At 73.2% G+C, this 11,820-nt stretch carries 9 protein-coding genes; 1 reads left to right on the forward strand and 8 read right to left on the reverse strand.

The genetic code is table 11. The annotated features are described in order from the left end of the window. Positions 1–160 precede the first annotated feature (160 nt). Positions 161–3,016 (forward strand): aconitate hydratase, encoded by a 2,856-nt coding sequence (locus CLT72_RS11910; RefSeq protein ID WP_101411596.1) that lies wholly within the window; start codon positions 161–163, stop codon positions 3,014–3,016. 52 nt (positions 3,017–3,068) lie between these two features. Here CLT72_RS11910 and CLT72_RS11915 read toward each other — a convergent pair whose 3' ends face one another. From CLT72_RS11915 to CLT72_RS11950, 8 genes are all read right to left on the reverse strand, one after another. Then, entirely contained in the window at positions 3,069–3,230 is a 162-nt protein-coding gene (locus CLT72_RS11915) for a hypothetical protein (protein WP_199184556.1), read from the reverse strand. Positions 3,231–3,649: 419 nt separating this feature from the next. Next, positions 3,650–4,261: a GTP-binding protein gene (locus CLT72_RS11920; protein WP_101411598.1), complete on the reverse strand. Its 612-nt coding sequence runs from the start codon at positions 4,259–4,261 to the stop codon at positions 3,650–3,652. Further along, positions 4,242–4,628: a DUF742 domain-containing protein gene (locus CLT72_RS11925; RefSeq protein WP_088999399.1), complete on the reverse strand. Its 387-nt coding sequence runs from the start codon at positions 4,626–4,628 to the stop codon at positions 4,242–4,244. The genes CLT72_RS11920 and CLT72_RS11925 overlap by 20 nt, the downstream gene beginning before the upstream one ends. Before the next feature lie 5 nt (positions 4,629–4,633). Continuing rightward, the gene (locus tag CLT72_RS11930) at positions 4,634–5,056 is read right to left on the reverse strand and encodes a roadblock/LC7 domain-containing protein (RefSeq protein WP_088999398.1); all 423 of its coding nucleotides are present in this window, start codon (positions 5,054–5,056) and stop codon (positions 4,634–4,636) included. A gap of 91 nt (positions 5,057–5,147) precedes the next feature. Beyond that, a complete protein-coding gene (locus tag CLT72_RS11935; protein WP_101411600.1) occupies positions 5,148–7,739 on the reverse strand; it encodes a nitrate- and nitrite sensing domain-containing protein in 2,592 nt (863 codons plus the stop codon). 154 nt (positions 7,740–7,893) lie between these two features. Next, complete coding sequence (locus tag CLT72_RS11940) at positions 7,894–9,462, reverse strand: prenyltransferase/squalene oxidase repeat-containing protein (protein ID WP_250100027.1); 1,569 nt, start codon at positions 9,460–9,462, stop codon at positions 7,894–7,896. Then, positions 9,459–10,376 (reverse strand): terpene synthase family protein, encoded by a 918-nt coding sequence (locus tag CLT72_RS11945; protein WP_101411602.1) that lies wholly within the window; start codon positions 10,374–10,376, stop codon positions 9,459–9,461. The genes CLT72_RS11940 and CLT72_RS11945 overlap by 4 nt, the downstream gene beginning before the upstream one ends. After that, positions 10,373–11,713: a cytochrome P450 gene (locus CLT72_RS11950; RefSeq protein ID WP_199184746.1), complete on the reverse strand. Its 1,341-nt coding sequence runs from the start codon at positions 11,711–11,713 to the stop codon at positions 10,373–10,375. The genes CLT72_RS11945 and CLT72_RS11950 overlap by 4 nt, the downstream gene beginning before the upstream one ends. Positions 11,714–11,820 lie beyond the last annotated feature (107 nt).

Here is an 11,820-nt window from a genome sequence, read left to right on the forward strand (position 1 = left end):
GTGACACCTCCTCGTCCCGAACGATGGCACGAGGTTGCGAAGTTAGCAAGACGGACGTACGGTTTTGTTGACGACGGAGAATCGGCGGTAAGTGTCCCCTAACCACGGCGGCACCCCGACCGGTGCGACAGACTGCTCAGGACTACTCACGGTCGCTGGTGTGAAGGAGTACGACGTGGCGAGCCTCGACACCTTCGGTGCGAAGACCCAGCTACGCGTCGGAGACGCGAGCTACGAGATTTTCAAGATCAGCAAGGTGGAGGGGCACGAACGGCTCCCCTACAGCCTGAAGATCCTCCTGGAGAACCTGCTGCGGACCGAGGACGGCGCGAACATCACCGCCGACCACATCCGGCAGCTCGGGGCCTGGGAATCCGACGCCGACCCGAGCGTCGAGATCCAGTTCACCCCGGCGCGGGTGCTCATGCAGGACTTCACCGGCGTGCCCTGCGTGGTCGACCTGGCCACCATGCGCGAGGCCGTCCGGGAGCTGGGCGGCGACGCCACCAAGGTGAACCCGCTCGCCCCGGCCGAGCTGGTCATCGACCACTCCGTCATCGCCGACCTGTTCGGTCGCGAGGACGCCTTCGAGCGCAACGTCGAGCTGGAGTACGAGCGCAACAAGGAGCGCTACCAGTTCCTGCGCTGGGGCCAGACCGCGTTCAACGAGTTCAAGGTCGTCCCGCCGGGCACCGGCATCGTGCACCAGGTCAACATCGAGTACCTGGCCCGTACGATCATGGAGCGCAACGGCCAGGCGTACCCGGACACGGTGGTCGGCACCGACTCCCACACCACGATGGTCAACGGTCTGGGCGTGCTCGGCTGGGGCGTCGGCGGCATCGAGGCCGAGGCCGCGATGCTCGGGCAGCCGGTCAGCATGCTGATCCCGCGCGTGGTGGGCTTCAAGCTCTCCGGCGAGATGCCGGCCGGCACCACCGCCACCGACCTGGTGCTCACCATCACCGAGATGCTGCGCAAGCACGGCGTGGTCGGCAAGTTCGTCGAGTTCTACGGCCCCGGCGTGAGCGCCGTGCCGCTGGCCAACCGCGCCACCATCGGCAACATGTCCCCGGAGTACGGCTCCACCGTCGCGATCTTCCCGATCGACGCCGAGACCGTCCGCTACCTGGAGCTGACCGGCCGCGACGCCGCGCAGGTCGCGCTCGTCGAGGCGTACGCCAAGGAGCAGGGCCTCTGGCACGACCCGGACGCCGAGCCGGAGTACTCGGAACGCCTGGAGCTCGACCTGGGCACGATCGAGCCGTCCCTGGCCGGCCCGAAGCGCCCGCAGGACCGGGTCCCGCTGGGCAACGCCAAGACGCTGTTCCGCTCGGCGCTGGCCGACTACGTGGCCGCCGACGAGACCGGCGGCTCCGACCGCAAGCCGGGCGTCCCGCAGCAGGAGAAGCCGTTCGGCGTGCAGGGCCGTGCCGACGAGGCCAGCGCCGAGTCCTTCCCGGCCAGCGACTCCCCGGCCGTCGATGGCACCAACGACCCCGCCGACGCCCCGCGCGAGCTGGTCAACGGCGCGCTCGGCGCCGGCGGGCGGGCCAGCAACCCGACCCGGGTCACCGGCGCAGACGGCGTCGAGTACGAGCTGGACCACGGCGCCGTGGTGATCGCGGCGATCACCTCCTGCACCAACACCTCCAACCCGCAGGTGATGATCGGCGCGGCCCTGCTGGCCCGCAACGCCGTCGACAAGGGCCTGAACCGCAAGCCGTGGGTGAAGACCACCCTGGCCCCGGGCTCCAAGGTCGTCATGGACTACTACGAGCGGGCCGGCCTCACGCCCTACCTGGAGAAGCTCGGCTTCCACCTGGTCGGCTACGGCTGCACCACCTGCATCGGCAACTCCGGCCCGCTGCCGGAGGAGGTCTCCGCCGCGGTCAACGAGGCCGACCTGGCGGTCGTCTCCGTGCTCTCCGGCAACCGGAACTTCGAGGGCCGGATCAACCCGGACGTCAAGATGAACTACCTGGCGTCCCCGCCGCTGGTGGTCGCGTACGCGCTGGCCGGCACGATGGACATCGACCTGGCCAACGAGCCGATCGGCGAGGACAGCGAGGGCAACCCGGTGTTCCTGCGGGACATCTGGCCCAACAGCGCCGAGATCCAGGACGTCATCGCCTCGGCGATCGGCGCCACCGGCTTCAGCGCCGCGTACGAGGACGTCTTCGCCGGTGACGAGCGCTGGCAGTCGCTGCCCACCCCGACCGGCGACACCTTCGCCTGGGCGGACGAGTCCACCTACGTCCGCAAGCCCCCGTACTTCGAGGGCATGGAACGCGAGCCGAAGGCGGTCGTCGACATCACCGGCGCCCGCGTGCTGGCCAAGCTGGGCGACTCGGTGACCACCGACCACATCTCGCCGGCCGGTTCCATCAAGGCCGACTCGCCCGCCGGCACGTACCTCGCCGAGCACGGCGTGCCGCGCCACGAGTTCAACTCGTACGGCTCCCGCCGGGGCAACCACGAGGTGATGATCCGGGGCACCTTCGCCAACATCCGGCTGCGCAACCAGCTGGTTCCGGGCGTCGAGGGCGGCTTCACGGTCAACCACCTGACCGGCGAGCAGACCTCGATCTACGACGCCTCCGTGGCCTACCAGGAGGCCGGCATCCCGCTGGTCGTGCTGGCCGGCAAGGAGTACGGTTCCGGCTCGTCGCGCGACTGGGCGGCCAAGGGCACCATGCTGCTCGGCGTCCGGGCGGTCGTCGCCGAGTCGTACGAGCGGATCCACCGCTCGAACCTGATCGGCATGGGCGTGCTCCCGTTGCAGTTCCCGGCGGGCGAGACCGCCGAGTCGCTCGGGCTCACCGGCACGGAGACGTTCTCCATCACCGGTGTGACCGCGCTGAACGACGGCGAGACCCCGCGTACGGTCAAGGTCAGCACCGACACCGGCGTCGAGTTCGACGCGGTGGTCCGGATCGACACCCCGGGCGAGGCGGACTACTACCGGCACGGCGGCATCCTGCAGTACGTGCTGCGTCGCATGATCGCCAGCTGACGGCACGGACGATGGGCCCCCTGCCACGGCGGGGGGCCCATCGCGTGTCCGCTCAGATGCGGCCGGTGCCGGCGCCCGCGAGGACCAGGGCGGGCACGTCCGCCGCCGGGTCGAGGGTGTACGGATGGTACGTGCGCGGCTCGACCACGGTGCCGTTCGTCTCCGGCGTGCCGGAGCCCACGTACACGTACTGCCGCCACGCCCCACCTGGCACCCACGGAAGCCGCGTACGGTGCACACGGGTGCGCCGTCCACCCGACGGTGCGGGCAAGCGGAGACCGTGCCCTCTCGCCCCGCCGCCAGCGGGCGCACCGCCACCCAACGCCGCGCTGCCACTCGTCGGCGCGCTGGCACCGGTGCACGCTCGGAGATCTTGGTACGGACGTGCCCCCGGAGGGGCCATTCCCTACCAAGATCTAATCAGCGCGCCGGGAGCGCGACGCAGCAGGCAGCAACGCGCCGAGAAGACGCGGCGCAGCGGACAGCGGCGCAGCGGACAGCGGCGCAGCGGACAGCGGCGCAGCGGCGACTACCGCGCCGCAGCGGCTGCGGTGCGGTGGCGGTTGCGCGCTCCGGACCGGGCGGGCGCACTCCCGCCCGCGCCGCAGCGGCTGCGGTGGCGGTGGTATCCGGTTACTCGGTTGTGGCGGCGCGGCGGCGGGCCTCGCGGGTCTTCATGGCGTGCTCCATCAACGTGATGAGCACCTCCTTGCTGGACTCCCGCTGTCGCGCGTCACAGAGCAGCACTGGTACCCCCGGATCGAGGTTGAGCGCCGCCTGCACCTCGTCGAGCCGGTACGTCCGGGCCCCCTCGAAGCAGTTGACCGCCACCACGAACGGCGTGCCACGGCCCTCGAAGTAGTCGATCGAGGGGAAGCAGTCGGCCAGCCGCCGCGTATCGGCCAGCACCACCGCGCCGAGCGCGCCGAGCGCCAGCTCGTCCCAGACGAACCAGAACCGGTCCTGGCCCGGGGTGCCGAAGAGATAGAGCACCAGGTCGTCGCTGATGGTGATGCGGCCGAAGTCCATGGCGACGGTGGTGGTCGTCTTGCTCTCCACCCCGGAGAGGTCGTCGATGCCGACGCCGGACTCGGTCAACACCTCCTCCGTACGCAGCGGGCGCGTCTCGCTGACCGCGCCGACCATGGTGGTCTTGCCGACGCCGAAGCCGCCCGCGACGAGGATCTTGATCGCGGTGGGCAGTGGCGTCGCTCCCGCCGGCCGCTCAGAGTGCCCGTAGTCCATTGATTACCGCCTCGAAAACGCTGTTGTCGGGAAGGCCGGCCGTGGTGTGCGGTTCGCGTACCTGCACCAGGCTGCGGGCCGCCAGGTCACCGAGCAGGACCCGGATGGTGCCCACCGGCAGGTCAAGGTGGGCGGCGATCTCGGCGACGGACTGGATCCGCTGGCAGAGCCCGACTATCGCCAGGTGCTCCGGGCCCAGCCCGACCTCCGGGCTCACGTCCGCGCGGGTCGCCGTGACCAGGGAGATCAGGTCGAACGTGCCGGTGACCGGCCGGGCCCGGCCACGTGTCACCGCGTACGGGCGCACGACCGGGCCGGCATGGTCGTCGACCCACTGGTGCTCCGAGGACTCCCCCTGCACCGTCATCGCGGCTACTTCTCGCCGGTCTGCTGCTCGCCGGTCCGCGTCGGCGACGCCACGTACTTGCCGACGCGGGTGACCAGCATCGCCATCTCGTAGGCGATCAGGCCGACGTCGGCGTCCTCGCTGGCGAGGACGGCGAGGCAGGCGTTGCGCCCCGCCGCTGTGACGAACAGGAACGACGACTGCATCTCGATGATGGTCTGCTGCACCTGGCCTCCGCCGAAGCGCTTGCCCGCGCCCCGGGCCAAGCTCTGGATGCCGGCCGCCATGGCCGCCAGGTGCTCGGCGTCGTCCCGGCTGAGCCCTCGCGAGGCGGCCATCAACAGGCCGTCCGTCGAGAGCGCGACCGCGTGGTCGGCCTGCTTCACCCGGCCGACCAGATCATCCAGCAACCACGTCAGGTCGGCACTCGAAGCCGTCTTCTGCGCCACTCGTCGTCCTCTTCTCCCCCGGCAGTTGTCGCCGTGCTCGTCTCGGCTGACCGTCACGGCGCGGAGGTCCCCCGCGCCGTCGCGGCGCCGGTCAGGTCGCTTGCAGGTCGTCGCCGGCGTCGGGTTCCCCGCCGGCCTCGATACGGCTGTCGCCCGCTCCACCGAGCAGCCGGGCGGCGTCCGTGCGGCCGCGCCGGGTACCGGTCTGGTAGGAGCTCATCATCCGGCGTACCTGCTCCGGCGGGCGCGCCGCTTCGTCGTCGGTGTCGTCGTCCCCGCCAGCGGCCGGATCGTCGCGAAGTTCCGGCACGATGCTGGCCTGGCGCACCCGCACCGGCAGCCCCGAGTCGGTACGCGCGGTCACCTGGCGGGCCGTCGGCGCCGGACCGCCGGTCGCGGTGGAGCCGGTGTCCGCCTCCGACGCGTCCGGCGCCCCGGTCGCCTCGGCCGGCGCGGGCCGGGCGGCGGCCACCGGCAGGCCGGTCGGGAAGGTCGGGCCGTCCAGGGCGTACTGCTCGGAGCCACCGCGTGGCCGGACGGGCAACCGCGCGTCGAGGGCCGGGGCGGCCGTCGACAGGCTCCGGCCGCGCGACCGGGTCGGCAGGCCGCCCGTGTCGGCGTCCTCCTCGGCAGGCGCGTCGGCGTGCGGGGCCGGCCGCGTACGGGGCGTGAGCGGCTCGGCGAGCGCCACCGGCGCCGCGGTGAGCGGCGACTCGGCGGTGGGCGGCACCTGGCCGGGCGTGCCGGGCGCCGGGGTGGCGGCGGGCAGACCGGCCGGGAAGCCACCGGAGGCGCTCGGGTCCTCGTCGTCGGCGGTGACCAGCTCGGCCGGGATCAGCACGACGGCCGTGGTGCCGCCGTACGCGGACTCCTTGAGCTGCACCCGCACGCCGTGCCGCTCGGTCAGCCGGCTGACCACGTAGAGCCCGAGGCGGGACGCGGCCGCCAGGTTCAGCTCGGACTGGTCGACGATCCGGTGGTTCGCGGCGGCCAGGTCCTCCTCGCTCATGCCCAGGCCACGGTCCTCGATCTCGATGGCGAAGCCGTTGGCCACCATCTGCCCGCGCACCTCGACGGAGGTGTGCGGCGGCGAGAACGACAGGCCGTTCTCGATCAGCTCGGCGAGCAGGTGGATGACGTCGCCGACCGCGCGGCCGGTGAGCGAGACGGCGCCGAGCGGCAGCACGTTGACCCGGGTGTAGTCCTCCACCTCGGCGACCGCGCCGCGCACGACGTCGACCATCGGCACGTTGCGCCGCCAGGCGCGACCCGGGGTGGAGCCGGAGAGCACGATCAGGTTCTCGGCGTTGCGCCGCATCCGGGTGGCCAGGTGGTCGACCCGGAACAGGTCCTCCAGCTCCTCGGCGTCGTGCTCGCGACGCTCCATCGCGTCGAGCAGGGTGAGCTGGCGGTGCACCAGCGCCTGCGTACGCCGGGCCAGGCTGAGGAACACCTCGCGGACGTTGCGGCGCAGCTCGGCCTGCTCGACGGCGGTGCGGATCGCGGTCTCCTGCACGGCGTTGAACGCCTTGCCGACCTGGCCGATCTCGTCGTCGCCGAACTCCAGCGGCGGCGCCTCCTTGGCGACGTCCACCTCCTCGCCGTGGCCGAGCCGCTCGACCACGCCGGGCAGCCGCTCGTTGGCGAGCCGGAAGGCGGCGTCGCGCAGCCGCTCCAACTGCTGCACGAGGGCCCGGGCGGTGGTGATCGACACGACGATCGAGGCGATGACGGCGAGCAGGCCCAGACCGGCGGCCAGCACCAGCCGCAGGACGACACCGACGGCGATGGGCACGGCCCGCTCCACGAGCGCGTCGCCGGCCTCGATGATGAAGCGCTGCTGCTCCTCGACCACCACGTCGGCCGCCGCGCGCCACTCGGCCGCCGACACCGGTGGCGCGCCGCCCGCGCGTGCCTGCACGACGACCCGGTCCTCCAACGCCCGGAACGTGGTGTACGCCTGGCCGCTGAGCAGCGCCTCGTAGCGGGCCCGGTCGGCGCTCGACAGGTCGGTGCGGACCTGGCTGTCGAGGTAGCGCTGGGCGCCGGTGGCGCGGGCGAACGCGGCGGTCTCCTCGGGCGTCATCCGGCCGGCGGCCAGGGCCCCGGTGACGAGGGCGTCCTCCTGGGACATGAGTTCGCGGATCCGGACGAGGTCGATCAGCGCCCCGGTCTCCTGCGTGAACCGTTCGTCGTCCAGGTTGCCCAGCGACCCGTACATCCGCAGCACCGAGTCGATCAGCTCCGTGTAGGCACGGGTGGCGGTAGCGCGGTCGACCTGCCGGTCGCGGATGGACTCGCGTACGCCGTCGAGCCGGTCGAGCCCGCCGACGACCGCGTCGATCTGCCGCTGGCTCTCGTCGGCCGCGAGGTCCACCCGCCAACTGCTGACCGACTTGCGGAAGTCGTCGGCGACGCCCTCGGTGCGCCGCCACTGCGCGTCGAGCTGTTCCCGCTCGGCCGCGCCCGAGCCCCCCAGGTACGCCGCGGACGCGCGACGCTCGGCCTGCAACTCCAGCACCAACGGCTCACCCGGCTGGGCGACCTGCGCGTCGAGCACCTGCACCCAGAGGAGACCCACGCCTTCCCGGAGGGTCACCCACGCGGCGAACGCCCACAGCGCAACGAGTGAGGCCAGCAGAGCCACGACTTTCCGGCGCAGATTGGAACTGCGGGAACCCATTGAAAACCCATCCTGGCGGGGAGTCTGATTCATCCGATCGGCGGCTTCCGCATGGCGCTTCGACCGACCCGGCGCACGGTAGCAGTGTCACGACGATCACTCAAGCAGTCCTGATCATGACCGGTGCGTCATGGTGGGCACCCGATCGCCGCGCTCACCGTCCCGCGTGGCCGGTCAGCCGGGCCAGGTGCCGCGCCGCGAGCACGGCGGCCCGCACGATCAGCACCGGGTGGTAGAGATCCTTGTCATGCCACAGTGGAACGTCCTCGGTGCCCTCGCGGTGGTCGTCGAGGTAGGCGAGCGCCCGGCGCACGACGCGGGCCAGGCCCGGCCGGGGCGCGCGCCCGGTGCCGAGCAGCACCTGGAGGGCGTACGCGGTCTCCTCCGGCGTGCCGGCCCACAGTCCCCACGAGCCGTCGTCGCGCTGGGTGTCGCGCACCCAGTCGGCCGCCCGGTCGAGGCGCTCGCCGGCGGTGTCGGGCGCGTACTCGGCGAGGCTGGCCGCGACGCTGGCCGTCGCGTAGTACGGGGAGGCGTGCCAGCGGTCCGTCCAGCTGCCGTCAGGGTGCTGGCCGTCGACCAACCAACCGGCCACCCGCCGCACGACGTCGGCGTACGGGCGACCCGGCCGGTGCCGGGTGTGCCAGCCCAGCGCCTCCAGGACGTGGGCGTTCGTGGTGACCGAGGCGCCGTCCTCGCCCTGCCAGGTGCAGAAGTGCGCCCCCGTGTCGTACGCCAGGAGGCTGTCGGGCGCGACCGGGCGCCCGAGGCGGGCCAGCGCGAAGAGGGTGACGGCGGTGGTGTCGGCGTCGGTCGGCAGGCCGGGCGAGGTGGCCGCGCCCGTCGGTCCGAGCGCGGCGGCCAGCCCGCCGGTCAACTCGGCGGGGACGTCCGTCGCCGCGCCGACCCGGGCCAGGCCGCTGAGCACCCAGGCGCGCTCGAACACGGCGATGGGCGTCGTGCACGGCACGAGTCCGCCGCCGCGCGCGACGACGCCGGTCAGGTAGGCCAGCGCGGCGGGGTCCGCACCCGCACGGGCGGGATCACCCAGCCAGGCCGCGGTGGCGGCGGGCGAGGCGCCGACGGCGCCGGAGACGGGCCGGGCCGGCAGGCACACCCGCGCCCGCGCGTCCAGCACCTCGAAGGCGTGCCACAGCTTCTGCGGCACGGGCCCGCCGGCGGCGAGGAGTCGACCGACCGCGTCGGCCCGGTGCCGGGTCATGCCGTACGGCATCGGCAGCGCGCGCGCCGCCGGCCGGCTCCGACCGACCGCGCCGCCGTCGAGGAGCGCGTCGATCCGGTCGATCAGGGCGGGCACGATCAGGTCGACGCCCGGCATGTCCGGCACGGGCTCGACGGCGACCAGCAGGCGGTCCCGCAGCGCCGCCACGCCCCGGTCCACGGCCGGGGCGAGCCGGTGCGCCTCCCGGCTGTCGGTACGCCGGGCGCTCAGCAGCGCCTCCACCGCGCTGAGGGTGGGCACCAGGCCGTACGCGCCGGGCGCGCCCCATCCGCCGTCGGCGCGCTGGGCGGCCAGCAGGTACCGCAGCCGCTCGGCGTGCCCCGGCAGCCAGGGCGCGTCGCCGACGAGCCGGCCGGTCTCGTAGATCGAGGGCGAGACCGTGCCGGCGGGGGCGGCCAGCATCGCCGCCACCAGCTCACGGCCGGCGGCGGCGAGCCCGGCGTCGCCGACGTCGGGCGCGGCGACGGGTGCCGCCGTCACGACATGCCCCAGAAGTCGGCCAGTTGGTAGAAGCCGCTGCTGAAGCCGACCTGCCGGGCCAGGTAGTCCGCCTCGCGCGGGCAGGTCGTGCGGAGCGGGACCAGCATCCGGCGGCAGCTGTCCACCAGCGCGGCGAGCCGCTGCTCCACCTCGGCGCGGTCCTCGACCAGCAGCAGCGCGTTCAGGTCGCCCCAGCGCAGGTCGCGCTCGTAGGTGCCGAGGTCGTTGACGAGGCGCAGGGCGCGCTGCACCTGGTCGCTGACCGCGACCAGCTCGTCCAGCCGGGCGAGGGTGGCCTCGTCGCCGGTGTAGAGCCAGTGCGCGACGTTGACGATCGTGCAGGCGTGGTTGTCGGCGTTGTCGAGGTAGGCGTCGAGGCTCGGCAGGGACGCCCGGTCCCCGGGCCGCCAGGCCGCCTTCCACTCCCACTCGCGGGCCATCGCCCGTACCGTCGCGTCCACCCGGTCGCGCCACAGCGGGCGGTACGCGGCGAAGGCGGGGACCGTCGCCAGCTCCTCCTGGAGTGCCGCCAGGTAGGTGCCGAGATGGTCGTCGGCGGCGGGCGGCTCGCCGGCGGCCACCGCGCGGCAGCGCGCGACGAGCCCGTCGACCTCGTCGCGGGTACGCGCCCGGTGGTCGATCAGCCAGTCGAGGGCGAAGCCCCACAGCACGGTGCGGTTCGCGGCGCGCAGCTGCTCGGCCGTGCACCACGGGGCACCGAAGGCGATGGCCAGCGAGATGTTGGCGAACAGCATGGTGTCGAACGGTTCGGCGGGGAACAGCTCGGGGCGGGCCGCGGCCGAGGCCTGGAGGTCGCGTTGGCCGCGTACCGCCAGGCCGCAGATGCGGCCCTGCTCCTGGGCGTCGCGCAGCTCGTCGCGCCCCTCGGGCGTCGCCGCCGGCAGCGCGGTCATGCCGGCCTCCGCTCGCGGACCGGGCTCAGCGCCATGACCACCGGCCGGCCCGGCCGCAGGGCCGCCGCCAACTGCTTGGGCGGCATGCCGGGCTCCCGCAGCCGGAAGCGGTAGCGGCTGAGCATGGTGGCCACCACCAGCGGGGCCTCCAGGTTGAACAGGTACATGCCGAGGCACTGGTGCGGGCCACCGCCGAACGGGAAGTACGCGTACCGGTGGCCGCGGCGCGACTGGTCGCCGCGGAAGCGCTCGGGGTCGAAGACGTCCGGACGGTCCCAGAAGCGGGCGAGCCGCTGGGTGATGTAGGAGCTGACGACGACGATGCTGCCCGCCTTGATCCTGGTGCCACCGATGACGTCGTCGGCGAGGGCGGTACGCGGCAGCAGCCAGCCCGCCGGGTACATCCGCAGCAGCTCCTCCACCACGGCCCGGGTGTAGGTGAGCGCCCGCAGCTGCTCCCGGCTGATCGTCCGGTCGGTCCCCACCACCTCGTCCAGCTCGGCGTAGAGCCGTTCGGCGATCTCGGGGTGGGCGTCCAGGATCGGCCACAGCCAGGTCAACACGGCGTACGTGGTCTCGGTCGCCGTGGCGAAGGACGCCACCACGTCGTCGCGGACCTGCCGCTCGTCGAGGGGGCGGCCCTGCTCGTCGCGGGCGCGTGCCAGGGCGGCCAGCAGGTCGTCGCCGTCGCGCGGGTTGGCCATCTCGGCGCGTACGAGCGGCAGCATGATGTCGTCGACGACGCCGATCGCGCGGCTCAGGGCGCGGTCGCCCGGCACCGGCACGGCGTCGGGCACGAACGGCAGGAGCAGCCGGGCGCGCAGCGCCGTCACGATCGTGCCCTGGGCGGCGACGATCCGCAGCTGGTCGGCGAGGCTCACCCGGTCGGCGAAGAAGACGCTGCTGATCGCCCGGCAGATGACCCGTCCCAGCTCGGTGCCGGCGTCGAACCATCGGCCGGTGCGGGCCGGCTCCTCGAACTCGTCGACGGCGTCGCTGACGGCGCGGCTCATGATGTCCACGAGGGAGTCGATGCGCTTGGCGGTGAAGTGCGGCTGCATGCGCGCGCGGCTGGCCTGCCACTGCGGCCCGTCGGACAGGATGCCCTCGCCGGTGAGTCGCCGCACCGGACGCCAGAGCATGCTGTTGCCGCCGCGCGTGTAGTTGGCCTCGTTGTCGCGCAGGATGTGCTGCACGTGGGCCGGTTCGGTGACCAGGTACGGACGGATCGTCCCGAGGTTGAGCCGGACGATCTCGCCCTCGGCGGAGTCGGCCACCGCGACGAGTTGGCCCAGCGGGTCGCGCAGCAGACCCGGGAGCATCCTCCACAGTGGTATCGAGCGGGCGGCCCGCCCCCGTGCGTCGTCGACGCTCCGCCCGGCCATGGCATCCCGCACCCGCGGCTCCTCCCCCTTGGTCACGCTGCGCTGTGACAGACCGTCAC

This window comes from Micromonospora sp. CNZ309 (genome assembly GCF_002846525.1).